The sequence below is a fragment of the Herminiimonas fonticola genome, assembly GCF_003293745.1.
Lineage (GTDB): Bacteria > Pseudomonadota > Gammaproteobacteria > Burkholderiales > Burkholderiaceae_D > Oxalicibacterium > Oxalicibacterium fonticola.
In genome coordinates, this window is sequence record NZ_PTLZ01000001.1 from 1,382,529 (window position 1) to 1,398,436 (window position 15,908).

Annotated in this window: 18 protein-coding genes and 4 tRNA genes; 19 read left to right on the plus strand and 3 right to left on the minus strand. The window is 51.5% G+C overall.

Translation table 11 applies throughout. The annotated features are described in order from the left end of the window. Nucleotides 1-12 precede the first annotated feature (12 nt). The 11 genes from pdxJ (at nucleotide 13) to Hfont_RS06875 (ending at nucleotide 6,362) form a co-directional block, all read left to right on the plus strand. Nucleotides 13-780, plus strand: a complete 768-nt coding sequence (gene pdxJ / locus Hfont_RS06825) for a pyridoxine 5'-phosphate synthase (RefSeq protein ID WP_112991517.1) — start codon at nucleotides 13-15, stop codon at nucleotides 778-780. After that, entirely contained in the window at nucleotides 777-1,169 is a 393-nt protein-coding gene (gene acpS, locus Hfont_RS06830; RefSeq protein WP_112991518.1) for a holo-ACP synthase, read from the plus strand. The genes pdxJ and acpS overlap by 4 nt, the downstream gene beginning before the upstream one ends. Continuing rightward, a complete protein-coding gene (gene nagZ / locus Hfont_RS06835) occupies nucleotides 1,166-2,233 on the plus strand; it encodes a beta-N-acetylhexosaminidase (protein WP_112991519.1) in 1,068 nt (355 codons plus the stop codon). Before acpS ends, nagZ begins: the two co-directional genes overlap by 4 nt. 41 nt (nucleotides 2,234-2,274) lie before the next feature. Then, on the plus strand, nucleotides 2,275-4,131 hold the full coding sequence (uvrC, locus tag Hfont_RS06840; protein WP_112991520.1) for an excinuclease ABC subunit UvrC: 1,857 nt from the start codon (nucleotides 2,275-2,277) through the stop codon (nucleotides 4,129-4,131). A gap of 59 nt (nucleotides 4,132-4,190) precedes the next feature. Then, nucleotides 4,191-4,772: a CDP-diacylglycerol--glycerol-3-phosphate 3-phosphatidyltransferase gene (gene pgsA / locus Hfont_RS06845; RefSeq protein WP_112991521.1), complete on the plus strand. Its 582-nt coding sequence runs from the start codon at nucleotides 4,191-4,193 to the stop codon at nucleotides 4,770-4,772. A gap of 63 nt (nucleotides 4,773-4,835) precedes the next feature. After that, nucleotides 4,836-4,911, plus strand: a tRNA-Gly gene (locus Hfont_RS06850). A gap of 106 nt (nucleotides 4,912-5,017) precedes the next feature. Beyond that, nucleotides 5,018-5,093, plus strand: a tRNA-Gly gene (locus Hfont_RS06855). A 147-nt stretch (nucleotides 5,094-5,240) separates the two neighbouring features. Next, nucleotides 5,241-5,314: transfer RNA gene (locus Hfont_RS06860), tRNA-Cys, on the plus strand. Nucleotides 5,315-5,375: 61 nt separating this feature from the next. Further along, a tRNA-Leu gene (locus Hfont_RS06865) sits at nucleotides 5,376-5,462 on the plus strand. A 5-nt stretch (nucleotides 5,463-5,467) separates the two neighbouring features. Beyond that, entirely contained in the window at nucleotides 5,468-5,890 is a 423-nt protein-coding gene (locus tag Hfont_RS06870; protein ID WP_112991522.1) for a DUF1178 family protein, read from the plus strand. Between the two features lie 16 nt (nucleotides 5,891-5,906). Then, nucleotides 5,907-6,362: a MaoC family dehydratase gene (locus Hfont_RS06875; RefSeq protein ID WP_112991523.1), complete on the plus strand. Its 456-nt coding sequence runs from the start codon at nucleotides 5,907-5,909 to the stop codon at nucleotides 6,360-6,362. A gap of 50 nt (nucleotides 6,363-6,412) precedes the next feature. On the opposite strand, the gene Hfont_RS06880 is transcribed toward Hfont_RS06875, so the two are convergent. From Hfont_RS06880 to Hfont_RS06890, 3 genes are all read right to left on the minus strand, one after another. Continuing rightward, nucleotides 6,413-7,105: a glutathione binding-like protein gene (locus tag Hfont_RS06880; RefSeq protein ID WP_112991524.1), complete on the minus strand. Its 693-nt coding sequence runs from the start codon at nucleotides 7,103-7,105 to the stop codon at nucleotides 6,413-6,415. 125 nt (nucleotides 7,106-7,230) lie between these two features. Beyond that, the gene (locus Hfont_RS06885; protein WP_112991525.1) at nucleotides 7,231-7,935 is read right to left on the minus strand and encodes a histidine phosphatase family protein; all 705 of its coding nucleotides are present in this window, start codon (nucleotides 7,933-7,935) and stop codon (nucleotides 7,231-7,233) included. Next, nucleotides 7,932-8,711 (minus strand): oxepin-CoA hydrolase, alternative type, encoded by a 780-nt coding sequence (locus tag Hfont_RS06890; protein WP_112991526.1) that lies wholly within the window; start codon nucleotides 8,709-8,711, stop codon nucleotides 7,932-7,934. The genes Hfont_RS06885 and Hfont_RS06890 overlap by 4 nt, the downstream gene beginning before the upstream one ends. A 237-nt stretch (nucleotides 8,712-8,948) precedes the next feature. On the opposite strand from Hfont_RS06890, the gene Hfont_RS06895 reads away from it, so the two are divergent. From Hfont_RS06895 to Hfont_RS06930, 8 genes are all read left to right on the plus strand, one after another. Further along, nucleotides 8,949-10,652 carry a GspE/PulE family protein gene (locus Hfont_RS06895; protein WP_112991527.1) on the plus strand — a complete coding sequence of 568 codons (1,704 nt, stop codon included), beginning with the start codon at nucleotides 8,949-8,951 and terminating at the stop codon, nucleotides 10,650-10,652. 378 nt (nucleotides 10,653-11,030) lie between these two features. Then, nucleotides 11,031-12,260, plus strand: coding sequence for a type II secretion system F family protein (locus Hfont_RS06900; RefSeq protein ID WP_112991528.1), 1,230 nt, complete (start codon nucleotides 11,031-11,033; stop codon nucleotides 12,258-12,260). An 8-nt stretch (nucleotides 12,261-12,268) separates the two neighbouring features. Next, nucleotides 12,269-12,814, plus strand: coding sequence for a type II secretion system protein (locus tag Hfont_RS06905; protein ID WP_162845868.1), 546 nt, complete (start codon nucleotides 12,269-12,271; stop codon nucleotides 12,812-12,814). A gap of 36 nt (nucleotides 12,815-12,850) precedes the next feature. Beyond that, nucleotides 12,851-13,288 (plus strand): type II secretion system protein, encoded by a 438-nt coding sequence (locus Hfont_RS15260; protein WP_112991530.1) that lies wholly within the window; start codon nucleotides 12,851-12,853, stop codon nucleotides 13,286-13,288. 73 nt (nucleotides 13,289-13,361) lie between these two features. Next, complete coding sequence (locus Hfont_RS06915) at nucleotides 13,362-13,877, plus strand: prepilin-type N-terminal cleavage/methylation domain-containing protein (RefSeq protein WP_112991531.1); 516 nt, start codon at nucleotides 13,362-13,364, stop codon at nucleotides 13,875-13,877. Then, the gene (locus tag Hfont_RS06920; RefSeq protein WP_112991532.1) at nucleotides 13,867-14,427 is read left to right on the plus strand and encodes a type II secretion system protein; all 561 of its coding nucleotides are present in this window, start codon (nucleotides 13,867-13,869) and stop codon (nucleotides 14,425-14,427) included. Before Hfont_RS06915 ends, Hfont_RS06920 begins: the two co-directional genes overlap by 11 nt. Continuing rightward, nucleotides 14,424-15,308, plus strand: coding sequence for a prepilin-type N-terminal cleavage/methylation domain-containing protein (locus Hfont_RS06925; protein ID WP_112991533.1), 885 nt, complete (start codon nucleotides 14,424-14,426; stop codon nucleotides 15,306-15,308). The genes Hfont_RS06920 and Hfont_RS06925 overlap by 4 nt, the downstream gene beginning before the upstream one ends. Next, nucleotides 15,305-15,775 carry an agglutinin biogenesis protein MshP gene (locus tag Hfont_RS06930; RefSeq protein ID WP_241523023.1) on the plus strand — a complete coding sequence of 157 codons (471 nt, stop codon included), beginning with the start codon at nucleotides 15,305-15,307 and terminating at the stop codon, nucleotides 15,773-15,775. The genes Hfont_RS06925 and Hfont_RS06930 overlap by 4 nt, the downstream gene beginning before the upstream one ends. Nucleotides 15,776-15,908 lie beyond the last annotated feature (133 nt).

The following is a 15,908-nucleotide window of genomic DNA, read 5'->3' on the forward strand; positions in this document are numbered from 1 at the left end:
ACACAATTCAAGATGAGTTTTCTCCAGCCACAATCTTCCATCATCGATCTCGGTATCAACATCGATCACGTTGCGACCTTGCGCAATGCGCGCGGCACGGTCTATCCCGATCCCTTGCAAGCAGCATTGCTGGCCGAAGAGGCTGGCGCTGATGCCATCACCTTGCATTTGCGTGAAGACAGACGTCACATCAAGGATGCCGACGTCGAATTGATACGTCCGCAATTACGCACGCGTATGAATCTGGAATCTGCCGTCACGTCCGAGATGGTCGATTTTGCCTGTCGCATCAAACCGCAAGATGTCTGCCTGGTACCGGAGCGTCGCGAAGAAGTAACGACCGAAGGTGGCCTGGATGTCGTAAAGTATTTTTCAGAAGTATCAACTGCCATCAAGCAGTTGCAAGCCGAAGGCATACGCGTGAGTCTGTTCATCGATGCCGACGTTGCGCAGATACAGGCGGCAGCCGAAGCGGGTGCGCCTGTGATTGAATTGCATACAGGACGTTATGCAGATGCACATGATGAAGCCGATCAGCAGACACAATTGCAGCGTGTGCAGCAGGGCGTTCTGGAAGGTGTGAAGCGCGGCTTGAAAGTGAATGCCGGCCACGGTTTGCACTACACCAATGTTCAGGCGATTGCTGCGATTCGGGACATTACCGAACTGAATATCGGTCACGCCATCGTCGCGCACGCAGTATTCGTCGGCTGGCAAAACGCTGTGCGTGAAATGAAGGCGATCATGACCGCTGCACGGCTGAACGGATTGCAAAAATGATATACGGTATTGGTACCGACATCATGAAGATAGACCGCATCGCGGCGGCACTTGAGCGCCACGGCGATCGCTTTGCCGAACGCATACTCGGCGTGGAAGAGCTGGAAAAATATCAGCGACGCAAAGCCAAAGTGGCAGCGCGCGGCTTGCGTTTTCTGGCGACTCGCTTTGCAGCCAAAGAAGCGTTTTCAAAAGCGATAGGCTTGGGTATACACATGCCTATGACCTGGCGTTCGGCGCAGATTCTAAACGCGCCCAGTGGCAAACCTATCGTAGTCACCAGTGGCAAACTGGCAGAATTTATGGAATTGAATGGACTGACCGCGCAGGTCTCGATTACAGATGAAGTCGAGTACGCGGTCGCTTTTGTGATTGTGGAGAAAAAATGAACGCAGTAGTGGCTACAAATTCGGCAGTGGATTCTGCTTTTGGTCCGGTGATGTTGGACGTAGTGGGTACAGAATTAACAGCAGACGATATACGCAGAATTCAGCATCCATTGACGGGTGGCGTGATTCTGTTTGCGCGCAACTACAAGAACAGGGCGCAACTGACAGCGTTGACGGCGGCGATACATGCAGCACGCTCGGGCATAGTGATCGCCGTGGATCACGAAGGTGGTCGTGTGCAGCGTTTTAAAACGGATGGTTTTACTCATTTGCCGGCGATGCGCAAGTTGGGTGCCTTGTGGGACAAGGATGTGTTGGCCGCAACCAAAGCCGCAACCGATATCGGTTATGTGCTGGCGGCCGAATTGCGTGCTTGCGGCGTCGATTTATCTTTCACGCCTGTGCTTGATCTTGATTACGGCGAATCAGGCGTGATCGGAGACCGTGCATTTCATCGCGATGCACGCGTGGTTAGTTTGCTGGCCAAGAGTTTGAATCACGGCTTGATGCTGGCTGGCATGCTTAATTGCGGCAAACATTTTCCTGGCCATGGTTTTGTGAAAGCCGATTCGCATCTGGAAATCCCGGTCGATGAACGCGAGTTGAAAGAGATTCTGGCTGAAGATGCGGCACCTTACGACTGGCTTGGTTTGAGCCTCTCTGGTGTAATGCCGGCACACGTCATTTATCCTAAAGTCGATAAACATCCAGCCGGTTTTTCACGCAAGTGGTTGACGATGCTGCGCAAGGATTTTGGTTTTGACGGCATTATTTTCAGTGACGATTTGAGCATGGAAGGTGCGAGTGTCGCCGGCAATGTGATTGATGGCGCACACGCAGCATTGGCAGCCGGCTGCGACATGGTCCTGATTTGCAATTCGCCCGACAAGGCAGATCAATTGCTGAATGGCTTGAAAATCAAGGATGGCAAAGCGATGCAACAATCCGCTGCACGCATTGCGGCATTGACACCACAATCACCAGCCTTGACATGGAATGATCTGCAAGGCGAAGCGCGCTATATCGCAGCGAAGAAGGCTGCATTGTCGCTGGCTGCAGCCTGATGCCATTTTTCGCTTTTTGGTAATGGATTGGTAAGAGCAATATGTCTGACATTGAAACACCAGATCCGCGCGCAGTCGTGCTGGAAACGGTAGCCAAGCTGCCGCACCTGCCGGGCGTGTATCGCTATTTCGATGCAGAAAATAATTTGCTGTACGTAGGCAAGGCGCGCGACTTGAAGAAGCGCGTCTCCAGTTACTTTTTGAAAAATCTCGCCAGCCCGCGCACGGCGCTGATGGTCGAAAAAATCGTGCGCCTGGAAACCACGATCACGCGTAGTGAAGCCGAAGCGCTGCTGCTTGAGAATAATCTGATCAAGACTTTGCAGCCGCGTTACAACATCCTGTTTCGCGATGACAAATCCTATCCCTACCTGAAAATCACCGGCCAGGAATTTCCACGCATGGCGTATTACCGTGGCGCGGTTGATAAAAAAAATCAGTACTTCGGACCATTCCCTAGCGGTTGGGCGGTCAAGGAATCGATGCAGATTTTGCAGAAGGTATTCTTGCTGCGTACCTGTGAAGATTCCGTATTCGCCAATCGCACGCGACCTTGTTTGCTGCATCAGATCCATCGTTGCAGTGGACCTTGCGTCAATTACATCAGCCGTGAAGATTACGCATTGGACGTCGACAATGCGGCGAAATTTTTACGTGGACGGCAGACCGAGGTACTGGAAGTTTTACAAGCCAAGATGCTGGCATATGCAGAAGAATTGAAATTCGAGCAAGCCGCACTGGTGCGCAATCAGATCAATGCCTTGTCGCGCGTATTGCACCAGCAAAGCATGGATACCGGCGGCGATGCCGATATCGATATCATCGCGGTGATCGTGCAGGGCGGTCGTGCCTGCGTCAATCTGGCAATGGTGCGCGGTGGACGGCACTTGGGCGATCGCGCCTACTTTCCCACGCATGTCGATAACGTGTTGACGAATGCGGATGAGTCGGTCGCAACAGAAGTGATGAAGGCTTTTCTCGCGCAGCATTACATCGATAAGTTCATCCCCGGAACATTGGTGCTGAATACCGAGTTTGATGAACCGGAACTGATGCTGGCGCTGATGGAACAATGCGGCCATCGCATCAACTTGGTATTTCAACCGCAGGAGCCACGGCGTCAATGGCTGGAAATGGCACAGAAGGGTGCAGAGATTTCATTGGCGCGTCTGTTGTCGGAACAAGGTTCACAACAAACGCGTACCCGCATGTTGGTCGACGCCTTGAAGATAGATGTGGACGATATCGAAGCCTTCCGCGTTGAATGCTTCGACATCAGTCACACGCAAGGGGAAGCGACGCAGGCTTCGTGCGTCGTGTTCCATCATCACGCGATGCAAAATGGCGAATATCGTCGTTACAACATCAACGACATCACGCCCGGCGATGATTACGCAGCAATGCGGCAGGTATTGATGCGTCGCTATGAAAAAGTCGCGAATGGTGACGGCGTGATGCCGGACGTCGTGCTGATTGACGGTGGCAAAGGTCAAGTGGAAATGGCGCGCCAAGTATTCGTCGAGCTTGGACTGGATATCAGCCTGATCGTCGGCGTATCGAAAGGCGAGGGCCGCAAGGTCGGTCTTGAAACCTTGGTCTTCGTCGACGGTCGTGCGTCGCAGGAACTGGGCAAGGAATCCGGTGCCTTGATGTTGATCGCACAAATTCGCGATGAGGCGCATCGCTTTGCCATTACAGGCATGCGTGCCAAGCGTGCCAAGGCTCGCCAGACCTCGCGTCTGGAGGAGATTGAAGGTATTGGTGCGAAACGGCGACAAAAATTACTGGCACGTTTTGGCGGCTTGCGCGGCGTAATAGATGCCAGTGTCGAAGATTTATCATCAGTCGAAGGCATTTCCCGCCAATTGGCTGAAGACATTTACAAGCAATTGCATTAGATTACGGGTGCGCATGCAACGCGTGCATTGTGCACATTCATGAAAATGTAAAGTTTGATATGCCCTTCAATATCCCTATTCTTCTTACATGGTTGCGCGTCGCGCTGATTCCGCTGATGGTGGGTGTGTTGTATCTGCCAGATTCGTGGCTGGGACCATTCGACAAAAGCCTGGCATCCACTGTGATCTTCATCGTCGCTGCCTTGACTGACTGGATCGATGGTTTTCTGGCGCGTCGCTGGAATCAGACCTCGGCCTTCGGTGCGTTCCTGGATCCGGTTGCAGATAAATTAATGGTCGCCGGCGCCTTGCTGGTACTGATCGAATTTGGTCGTGTGAATGCAGTCATTGCCTTCATCATCATCGGTCGCGAGATTACGATTTCCGCCTTGCGTGAATGGATGGCACAAATCGGTGCATCGAAATCGGTCGCGGTCAGTTCGCTCGGCAAGATCAAAACCATCGCGCAAATGATCGCAATTCCGATGTTGTTGTATTACGAAAATTTCTTTGGCATCGATACCCGTATCTGGGGTCAATGGCTATTGCTGATCGCCGCAGTGCTGACTGTATGGTCAATGTTTTATTATTTACGCAAGGCTTGGCCCTTGATCAAGGAAAGCGCGGGGCATTTGCTGTAAGTTTGGGTGCTGGAGTGCTTGACAACTAAAGTCATTCCTCTATAATGTGCACCTGTTGTTGATGCGGGAGTAGCTCAGTTGGTAGAGCGCAACCTTGCCAAGGTTGAGGTCGAGAGTTCGAGACTCTTCTCCCGCTCCAGATTTTTAAAAGGGAGCTGATCCAGCTTCCTTTTTTATTGATTGATAGACGTATTAATTTCAATCAAGGTTTGATCGATAGTTTTGTAATAGCGTTTGAAGTACATGCGGGAGTAGCTCAGTTGGTAGAGCGCAACCTTGCCAAGGTTGAGGTCGAGAGTTCGAGACTCTTCTCCCGCTCCAAATTTCAAAAAGAGGAAGCTGCTCAAGCTTCCTTTTTTATTCGTGAGCAGTATCAAGTTTTAGTAAGTGAGTTTAGCAAGTCAGTTTTAGTGTTTCGTTTGTGCCGCAAGCAGGATGATTTTATTTCGCGGTACAATACGGACCCGTGGCGGGGTAGCAAAGTGGTTATGCAGCGGCCTGCAAAGCCGTTTACGCCGGTTCGATCCCGACCCCCGCCTCCAGTTTTTCCAAAAGCGCCGTCGGCGCTTTTATTTTAAGATCGTGCTTTAAAATCGTGATTATGCCCGGGTGGTGAAATCGGTAGACACAAGGGACTTAAAATCCCTCGCTCTAACAGGCGTGCCGGTTCAAGTCCGGCCCCGGGCACCAAACTCATGAAAGTCTATAACCTCTGTTGTGAACATGATCATCGCTTTGAAGGATGGTTTTCTTCCGAAGATGACTTTCTCACGCAATCCTCGCAACATTTGATCGAATGCCCACTCTGCGGCAATCAAGCGATCAAACGCTTGCCATCCTCTCCTCGTTTGAATTTATCCGGTGCGACTGCGCGTGCACGGGAGGACAGCAATCGCGTGCAGGATCAATTGCTGGAATTTGCGCGCAAGGTGATAGCCGATACTGAAGACGTTGGTACTCAGTTTGCCGAAGAAGCGCGCCGTATTCATTACAATGAGGCGCCCGAGCGCGGCATTCGCGGCGTGGCAACGGTTGACGAACGCGCTGCGCTCGCCGACGAAGGTATTGATGTCGTATCCTTGCCGCTGCCAAATACATTGAAACAATCGCTGCAATAATTTGATCGGAACCGATATGCGTCACATCGCATCGCTGGACGAACTCAGGAATCTGGCGGGCCAGGAAGTCGCAGTATCCGATTGGGTACTCATCGATCAGGCGCGCATCAATCAGTTTGCACAAGCTAGTGGCGATCATCAATGGATACATGTTGATATCGAACGCTGCCGTAGCGAATCACCATACGGTGTGCCGATTGCACATGGCTTTCTGACGCTTTCCCTGTTGCCGATGTTGTTGCAGTCGGCAATTGCTTTTCCACCTTGCAAACTGGCGGTGAATTACGGCTTGAATAAGGTGCGCTTCCCGGCACCTGTACCGGTCGACAGCCAGGTGCGGGCACGACTGATACTGCAAGCTGTTGAAGAATTTTCCGGCGGCGTGCAGATGATATGGGACGCGACGATGGAATGTGCTGGTAATGAAAAACCGGTTTGCGTGGCGGAACTGATACTTCGGCATTACGCCTAAGACGAACGATTTTTCCTGCGGCGAAAAAACGTTCGTCGGACCTGTCTTGATTAATGCTTGGCGTACTGCGTTGCGCCGAATAATATTTCCTTCGATTTATCGTCCGTGATCGGCTTGCGTACATCGGTAAACAGCGTAACGCCTTTTTGTACTGCCGGACGTGCACTGATTTCATTGAACCAGCGTTGCACGTTGGGGAAGTCGGCTAACTCTATCCCCTGGTTTTTCCACGAGCGCAACCACGGGAAGGTCGCGATATCGGCAATTGTATAAGTGTCGCCAGCGAGGTATGCGCTCTCACCAAGCCGCTTGTCGATGACACCGTACAAACGCTTTGCTTCATTCGTGTAGCGATTGACTGCATAGTCGATTTTTTCCGGCGCATAGAGACGGAAGTGATGCGCCTGACCCAGCATAGGCCCGACACCGCCCATTTGAAACATCAACCATTGCAGGGTCGTGAATTTTTCTCTATCGGTAGTGCCGAGAAATCTGCCTGCCTTGCTGGCGAGATAAACCAGAATGGCACCTGATTCAAACAAGGACATAGCTTTGCCGTCCGGTCCCTTGCTGTCAACAATTGCCGGGATTTTATTGTTGGGTGAAATTGCCAGAAACTCTGGCGTGAACTGGTCACCGGCACCGATGTCGATATGATGCATCCGATAAGGAAAACCGCATTCCTCCAGCATGATGTGAATTTTGTGACCGTTAGGCGTGGCAGTGGAATAGAGGTCTATCAATTTTTTCTCCAGAAATAGCCGTGGCGTGCAGAAGTGCACACGCAAACTTTGTACGATTATGCAGAAATTCGGATTTGTCTGCTTTGTCCTGCAATTGCAGGCGTAGCAAAGAAGAAGGTATGCGCTTACAGTCCGCGCGATTTGCGATATTGATACAGCACTGCTTCCATGCTGGTGTATCGCGACTCTGTCTGCAGCGGCAGTAGCGGCGCGTAATTGATTGTTTGCACGACCCAGTCGTTGGCGCGTTCACCGACATCCAGCACATTGATGCAGCCGGGAGATTGTTCCAGATTGCCGAGGAACAGTCGCTGGCCAGTGATAGCGTAGGACAGCACTGCGCGATTTACACCGCCGTGCAGAACCAGCAGAACCGTATCCCACGATGGATCGGCGCGCAATCTATCGATGACGGGATGAATGCGATCGATGAGCTGGCCTATGCTTTCACCATCGAGAAATTTTTTATGTTCTTCTGCCATGCAGGAGAAGGCGCTGGTGAAGGCTTCTTCCAGATCATCATCGAGTATGTCTTCCAGCACGCCGCCACGTACTTCCTGAAATTCCGGCCATTGTTCGAGTTCGATTTGCTGACCTGTTTCTGCCAGCACGCGCAGCGCAGATTCAATTGTGCGTGGCAGGTTGGATACGATCACGCGATCAAAAAGAATGTTCTGATGTGCAAAGGCCTGGCCGGCGGCACTGGTTTGCTTGCGACCTTTTTCATTCAAGGGAACATCGTCGGGCGGATAAGGTCGGCCATCTTCATCGAAGTAGGTGACGCTGCCATGACGCATCAGATAGACGCGTCTTCTTTGCATCGCATTCATTTGTAATGCGGTGCGCGTTTTTCCAGAAAGGCATTGATTCCTTCGAGTGAATCGCGATGATTCAGGCAATCAACAAAATTGCTTTTCTCGATCTCAAAATGTTCTGGCAGTGAATGATCACGCGCTTCGCGTGACAATGATTTGATGCGTTCCACGGCATTGCCAGAAAGCGCTGCCAGTTCATCTGCCCATTGCAGTGCGACGTTGAGTGCAGAACCATCAGCGACGATGCGATTGATCACACCCAGTTCGTGCAGGCGCGGTGCCAGAACCGGTTTGCCTTCCAGCAGAATTTCGGTGGCTAATTGGCGCGGCAACATTTGACTGAGAAACCATGACGCGCCGCCATCCGGTGTCAGGCCGACCTTGACGTAAGACATGGCAAATTTGCTGGAGCTACCAGCGACGATCAAATCACATGCCAGCGCCAGAGAAAAACCGGCACCGGCGGCGGCGCCTTCGATCGCTGCGATGACCGGCTTCGGGCAATCGCGTATCGCTTCTATCCAGCCGCGCAGACTGTCGACGGCGTCGGCTTGGTCGATTCTGTCTTTTGCACGTAGCTCCAACAATGTATTGAGATTGCCGCCGGCGCAAAAGAAATTATCTGCGCCAGTAAGAATCACGGCACGTATCGAATCGTCCCGTTCAGCGGTCGACAAGGCTTCAATCGCCGCGGCAAACATATCCGGATGCAGCGCGTTTTTCGCGCCGGGATTGGAGAGCGTGAGTATGAGCGTTGCTTCGTGGCGCGAGGCTTGGATTTCAGCGGACATAGGGTCTCAATAGAATCAATTAGTGCCAGAGAATATACATGAAGGCATTCTGTTGTACAGAATCTGCTGGTGGATTTCGTTGCATTGCATGCGCCTGCAGGAGGAATTCTGCAAACAATTGTCATATGCCGCCGGTTTGTTTTGACGACACTTGAATTGTTAATTCACGATAACTGCGCTTGGAATGGCATTGTTCCAGCATAGAATACGCACGTATTTTTATATTTAGAGGACTCTATGGCTCGGCCCGAAAAGGTTCGTCTAGGCGAAATCCTGGTTCAACAAAAATTAATTTCCGAAGAGCAACTTCTGTTTTCTCTGGCGGAGCAAAAACGAACAGGTCGCAAACTCGGACGCGTTTTCGTGGAAAACGGTTTGGTAACTGAGGAGCAGATATCAACCGCGCTCGCCAAGCAGTTGGACATCCCGTATATCAATATCAAATTTTTCAATGTCAATCCGGAGACTGTGCGTCTGTTGCCGGAGACGCAGGCGCGTCGTTTTCGCGCAATCGTGCTGGAAGATCGCCGCAAGTCGCTGTTGCTCGGTATGGCCGACCCGACCGATCTGTTTGCCTACGATGAAATCTCCCGTTCACTCAAAAGAGATCTTGAACTCGCCGTCATCAATGAAAGCGAGTTGCTGCACGCGATTGATCGCATTTATCGCCGCACCGAAGAAATCACCGATTTTGCACGCGAGCTTGAAGAAGATCTGAGCGACGGCCCGGTTGAATTTGGTACTACGGGCATGACGCCGGGGCTGGAAGAGGCTCCTATCGTCAAGCTGCTGCAATCCGTGTTCGACGATGCGACGCAGGTGCGCGCGTCCGATATTCATATCGAGCCGCAAGAAGGGCGTTTGCAGATTCGTTTTCGTATCGATGGCGTGATGCATCTGCAAACGGAAGCGGATATCAAGATTGCGGCGTCGCTGGCATTGCGTTTGAAGTTGATGTCCGAGCTGGATATCTCGGAAAAACGTTTGCCGCAGGATGGACGTTTTGCGATCAAGGTACGCCATCAGAATATCGATGTCCGGATTTCGACCATGCCGACACAGTATGGCGAATCAGTCGTGATGCGGCTGCTTAATCAGAGCGGTGGCACCTTGATGCTGGACTCGATCGGCATGCCGGTCGAGATGATGAAACGCCTGCGTCAGATCATTCGGCGCCCGAACGGTTTGGTGCTGGTAACCGGCCCTACCGGCAGTGGTAAAACCACGACCCTGTATGGTGCGCTGGCAGAGTTGAATTCGCTGGAACGCAAGCTGATTACAGTTGAAGATCCAGTCGAGTATCGCCTGCCTGGCATCAACCAGGTACAGGTCAATGACAAGATTGATTTGAGTTTTGCCCGCGTTTTGCGTTCTGCATTGCGACAGGATCCGGACGTGATTCTTGTCGGCGAAATGCGCGATCAGGAAACCGCACACATCGGCATGCGCGCTGCGCTGACCGGCCATCTGGTGTTATCCACCCTGCATACCAACGATGCAATCAGTACGCCGATTCGTCTGCTGGATATGGGCGTGCCACGCTATATGGTCGCCACTTCATTGCAGGTGGTGCTGGCGCAACGCCTGGTACGGGTTATTTGCGAAAGCTGCGCGACCGACTATGAGTTGCTTCCTGCCGAACGCGAATGGTTGCAAAGCGAATTGGGCGATGCGATCAATACGCATCGCTATAAACACGGACGCGGTTGTTCGCACTGTAATGGCACAGGTTATCGTGGCCGTACCGGTGTGTATGAAATGCTGGAAATGACAGAAGCCGTGGCTCATGCAGCAAATAGTCATGACCCTGTTCATTTCATCAAGGCTGCCGAAAGGCAAATGGCAGGCCAAACCTTGCGACGTCATGCGGTATCTCTGGTTGCAGTTGGCAAAACTACGGTCAGCGAAGCGATGCGAATTACCAATCAGCAGGAGGATTGAGCGGACTCATCAATGGGGTGGGTTTGCAAAGTCTCCCATATATTCTGTATTGCTCTGTTTTCGATTTTCTGCTGATGATAAAAACCGTTTTTCATCACGCGTGATATGACATCAATTTTGTCGCAAATGTGTCATTTCCTCAATGGAATTCCACTTCCAATATTCCCTTGAATTCCAACATTATTTCCACTTGGAAATAATTTCATTTTCTCCGGTGCGGCTCAATAATGTCGAATAATTTAATTAAATTTCCACATGGAAATTTAATTACTCTTATTTCCAACAAATTCGTTAAATTTTATTAATTGGCGTAATTACTTGTTTTAGAGGAAGCTTTTTTCTCTTAATCTCGCGCATGGTTCAATTTTAGGAATTGATGTGCCGTTTTTTGCATACAAGGCTCGTAATGCACGTGGAGAAATGCTGCAAGGTGTCCTTGAAGGCATGGACAGCAGCAGCGTGGCCGACCAGTTATTTAACACCGGTGTCACGCCAGTCGAAATCGTTGTAACGATCAAGCCTGCCGGTAGCGATGGCAATGACTGGTGGAGCAAGCTGACGGCACCGAAGATACGTTCCATCGATGTGCAATTGTTCAGCCGCCAGTTGTATACCTTGCTAAAGGCCGGGGTGCCCATCATGCGCGGGCTGGCAGGCTTGCAGGAATCTGCAATCAACAAATCGTTCGGACTTGTGGTCAAGGATCTGCGCGAATCGCTGGATGCAGGGCGTGAATTATCTGCCGCAATGCGTCGTCATCCAAAAGTATTCAGCCCGTTCTATACCAACATGGTGCGCGTGGGCGAAATGACAGGGCGGCTGGAAGAAGTCTTTTTACGTTTGTTCGATTACCTCGAGTTTGATCGCGATATGCGTCAACGAATTCGTACTGCCTTGCGTTATCCGATCTTTGTTGTATCGGCATTGATGGTCGCAATGATCGTGATCAATCTGTTCGTCATCCCGACTTTTGCCAAGGTGTATGCAGGCTTCAAGGCCGAGCTGCCGTTCATGACAAAGATGCTGATCGGTACGTCGAACTTTACGGTGCAGTACTGGTATTTGTTGCTGGCCTTGGCGCTGGGTGCAGCGTTCGCTTTCAAAATGTATGTTGATACAGCGAACGGCAGGCACGAATGGGACAAGTTAAAGCTGCGGATCCCGATTGCCGGAAAAATCATGTTGAAGGGGACGCTGGCGCGTTTTGCCCGCAGTTTTGCGCTCTCGAGCAAAAGTGGCGTACCCATCGTGCAGGGTTTGAATGTGGTGGCGCAGACGGTAGGCAATACCTATATCGCCAGCCGCATCGAACAGATGCGCGACGGTGTGGAACGCGGTGAAAGCATTTTGCGTACGGCAGTGACAACCGGCGTGTTTACACCAGTCGTGATGCAAATGATTGCGATCGGTGAAGAAACCGGTGAACTGGATAGTCTGATGGATGAAATCGCTGCCATGTATGAACGTGAAGTCGATTATGAATTGAAGACATTGTCGGCGCAGATCGAACCGATTCTGATTGTCGGTTTGGGCATTTTGGTATTGATTCTGGCCTTGGGCGTATTTTTGCCGATATGGGATCTGGGTAAAGCGGCGTTACCTCGGTGATGTGCGACTTGCTTGTATTTAAGGGCAAACGCTACGACAGGTGCGCGGGCTTTACTTTGCTTGAGTTGATGGTTGTGGCATGTATTGTGGCGATTCTGGCGACAGTACTTTTAGATCGCGTTCGTTTTTATCAAAAGATGGCCGAGAAAGCCTCGGTGGAGCAGACATTAGGAGTGCTGCAAAGTGCGTTGCAATTGCGGTTTACATCGCTGATTGTGAATAGCAAGATTGGTGAGGCGCCTAATCTCGTGAAGCAGAATCCGATGCTGTGGTTGGCGCAAAAGCCGGCAAATTATGCGGGTGAATATTTTGATCAACTGCCGGAAGGGAACGTTTCTGGGCATTGGTATTTTGATTTGAAGGATCGCGATCTGGTGTATTTCGTACATAATCGCGCCGATTCAAAAAATGCTGATGGCGTATTACCTCAGCTCCGCTTCAAGACGAAATTAGTGTTGGCTGTAGAAGATTTTCCAGGTGCAGGCGGACAGGTCGCTGGGAAAGCTATTGAGGGTGTGGTGTTAGAACAGATCGTTCCGTATGCATGGCATTGAGGCAGATTTACTATTTTTTTATTCAAGGAGTTTCTAATGAACGTGAAGTCTTTTTCGAAAAAACAAGCTGGTTTTACTTTGATTGAACTGGTTGTAGTCATCGTTATTCTGGGTATTTTGGCTGTTACGGCGATCCCGCGTTTTACCGGAATGGCACAACAAGCACGTGTTGCGGCGGTAAACGGGATGTTGGGTGCGGTACAGTCTGCTTCCGCTATTGCACATGCGCAGGCGTTGGTGACCAATACTGTTAATGGCACCGTTACCATGGAAGGTGGATCTGTCGCGATTGCAAATAGCTATCCAACTGCAACGGGTATCGACTCTGCCTTGTCTGCCAGAGACGGGTTCACTTTTGCAGCAGGTGTATTTACTTTGACAGGAGCGACCACGCCTGCATCTTGCATCGTTACCTATACCGCACCAGCTGCCGGTAATGCGCCTACGATTGCAGCAACTACGGGCGGTTGTTAATCAACAGATTGTTTATTTGAACCCGCGCCTGGCGACAGGCGCGGGTTTGTTTTGATACTGCTGTGGAGATGCTGTGAGAGATGAACTTAGGTTGTTCGATAGAGGTTCTACGCTAGTCGAGCTTGTCCTGGTTTTGATCCTGGTTGGTATTCTCTCGCTTTTTGTCATGCCGCGGTTTTTCGACCGCAATACTTTTGATACGCGCGCCTTTGGCGATAGCGCACGAGCGACAGTGCGCTATGCACAAAAAACTGCCATTGCGCAGAATCGTTCGGTTTTCGTCGACTTCGGCGGTGGCCGCATTGCACTTTGTTTCGATGCAGCATGCACAAATCCTGTGCGTTCACCGACTGCCAGAAATGCAGTTCCCGCTTGTGCAAACAGCACCATATGGATGTGTGATGCCTTGCCTGCCAACGTTGTGATTGCACCGGCAAATCAGAGTTTCTTTTTCAATGCTTTGGGCCGTCCGTTCAATATAGGTAACGTGGATCCCGCATCCACTTTTACCCTTCTGACCATCACCATGACTGGTGGTGGCTTGAACAGCACAATCACGATAGAACCGGAAACCGGCTATGTCCATTAATAGCCGTCCGGTTTTTTGCAAGACACGCTCCGGTTTCACTTTGGTGGAACTGGTGATGTTCATCGTCATCGTCAGCATCGCCGTGATAGGTGTGCTGCAAGTCATGAACGTCACAACGAGCCACAGCGCCGATCCGCAATTGCGCAAGCAGGCTTTGTCAGTTGCGGAAGCATTGTTGGAAAGCGTATCGCTGGCGGGGTTTACCTTTTGCGATCCGGCCGACCCGAATGCGGAATCGGTGGGCAGTGCAGGGGAATGTACTGTGCCGGAAGGCGTAGGCCCAGAGGCTGGCAATGTACGTCCTTTCGACAATGTAAATGATTACGTCACCGCATACGGTGTGGCACAGCCTATTGCCATCTCGGATGTGAACGGTGCTGCAATTCCGAATCTGAACGCCTACACGTCGACGATCACAATTACGCAACAGGCATTCAACGGCATTCCAGCGACAGACTCCTTGCTGATTACGATCAACGTGAATTACGGCGCCGATACAGTAAGGCTGGATGCCTACCGAACCCGTTACGCACCGAATCTGATGCCATGAGCCAGCGATCTCTTTCCCTCTTGTTTTCATCTGCAAAATACCGGCGCGGATTTACGCTGGTGGAGATGGTCATCGTCATCGTCATTACCGGCATCATAGGCGCAGTGGTCGCAGTTTTTCTCCGTACGCCGGTGCAGGGTTATGTCGATATGGTGAGCCGTGCGGAATTGGCGGATCAAGCAGATACCGCAGTGCGACGTATGGCACGCGATCTGCGTCTGGCGCTGCCGAACAGCGTACGCGTCGCGTCGGTTGGCAATACCAATTTTCTTGAGTTGCTGCTGACTCGCACGGGCGGTCGTTATCTGGATGAAGAGGATGCAGTAGCAGGCGGCGACATTCTTGATTTCTCGAATACCGCAGATACGTCTTTCAGAGTGGTCGGTCCTTTACCGACAGAAGCTGCGCAACAGATTCAAAACGGCGACCAGCTTGTCATCTACAACCTGGGGCAGGAGCCGGCAAATGCCTACAACTGTACAGGCTCCTGTAATCGTGCCCAGATTGCCGGGGTCAACGCGATCACGCGCACGATTACCTTGGCAAGCAATCCCTTCGCGGCGCAGACGCCGGTCACCATGCGTTCACCTGCGCATCGCTTCCAGGTCGTTAGTACCCCGGTGACCTATGCCTGCAACCTGACAACCGGCGCGCTAACGCGTTATGCCGGTTACGCCATTCAGGCGATACAGCCGACGACTGAACCGGTAGCTGGCGCAGGTAGAGGTTTGTTGGCCAATGGAATAACAGCTTGCAATTTCAATTACGCCACGCTTGCCAATGTGCGTAGCGCGCTGGTCGGCATCACCCTTGGCATGCAACGTGCAGGTAGCGGTACCGTTACCTTGTTTCATCAGATTCGCGTGGACAATACGCCATGATTTTTCAACGATCCTTGCGAGCCAAATCTCAAGGCATGACATGCACGCGCAAGATGCGCGGCTTCAGTCTGGTCAGCGCCATTTTCCTGCTGGTGGTGCTGGCTGCACTCGGCGTAGCGATGGTCACGATTTCAACCGTGCAGCATCAAAGCTCGGCACTGGACGTGCAAGGTACGCGTGCTTATCAAGCCGCGCGTGCAGGCATGGAGTGGGGTGTGTATCAGAGGTTGCAGGTGCCGGCTTATTGCGCAGGTGCCGTAACAAACAATATTGTGCTGCCTGCAGGTACATCGCTGGCCGGCTTTACCGTGACGGTGGTGTGTACGCCGGATAACGGTTTGGGATTGAATATCAATGGCGCGGTTATCCAGGCGACGGCGTGCAATATACCGGCAGGTGGGGTGTGTCCGAATGCTGCACCTAATAGCAGCGATTATGTGCAGCGTGTGGTGCAGGCGCGTTTGTAAATGGCTTTGATGAACGTTGGTTGTGTCGCGTGTGCAATTCAATCTAAACAAATGTTAGAAGCAAATAAAAACGATGGAATACGATAGCAAACAAGGAAAGAAAGGATTTTGCAAAGATGCGCTTTGCGGCTTG

Bases quoted from the DNA above. Each gene is read 5' to 3' on its own strand.
- pgsA (WP_112991521.1), top strand. From the start codon at position 4,191: ATGCCCTTCAATATCCCTATTCTTCTTACATGGTTGCGCGTCGCGCTG.
- Hfont_RS06930 (WP_241523023.1), top strand. From the start codon at position 15,305: ATGATTTTTCAACGATCCTTGCGAGCCAAATCTCAAGGCATGACATGC.
- nagZ (WP_112991519.1), top strand. From the start codon at position 1,166: ATGAACGCAGTAGTGGCTACAAATTCGGCAGTGGATTCTGCTTTTGGT.
- Hfont_RS06890 (WP_112991526.1), bottom strand. From the start codon at position 8,711: ATGTCCGCTGAAATCCAAGCCTCGCGCCACGAAGCAACGCTCATACTC.
- Hfont_RS15260 (WP_112991530.1), top strand. From the start codon at position 12,851: ATGAACGTGAAGTCTTTTTCGAAAAAACAAGCTGGTTTTACTTTGATT.
- Hfont_RS06875 (WP_112991523.1), top strand. From the start codon at position 5,907: ATGCGTCACATCGCATCGCTGGACGAACTCAGGAATCTGGCGGGCCAG.
- Hfont_RS06885 (WP_112991525.1), bottom strand. From the start codon at position 7,935: ATGAATGCGATGCAAAGAAGACGCGTCTATCTGATGCGTCATGGCAGC.
- acpS (WP_112991518.1), top strand. From the start codon at position 777: ATGATATACGGTATTGGTACCGACATCATGAAGATAGACCGCATCGCG.
- Hfont_RS06920 (WP_112991532.1), top strand. From the start codon at position 13,867: ATGTCCATTAATAGCCGTCCGGTTTTTTGCAAGACACGCTCCGGTTTC.
- Hfont_RS06925 (WP_112991533.1), top strand. From the start codon at position 14,424: ATGAGCCAGCGATCTCTTTCCCTCTTGTTTTCATCTGCAAAATACCGG.
- Hfont_RS06870 (WP_112991522.1), top strand. From the start codon at position 5,468: ATGAAAGTCTATAACCTCTGTTGTGAACATGATCATCGCTTTGAAGGA.
- pdxJ (WP_112991517.1), top strand. From the start codon at position 13: ATGAGTTTTCTCCAGCCACAATCTTCCATCATCGATCTCGGTATCAAC.
- Hfont_RS06895 (WP_112991527.1), top strand. From the start codon at position 8,949: ATGGCTCGGCCCGAAAAGGTTCGTCTAGGCGAAATCCTGGTTCAACAA.
- uvrC (WP_112991520.1), top strand. From the start codon at position 2,275: ATGTCTGACATTGAAACACCAGATCCGCGCGCAGTCGTGCTGGAAACG.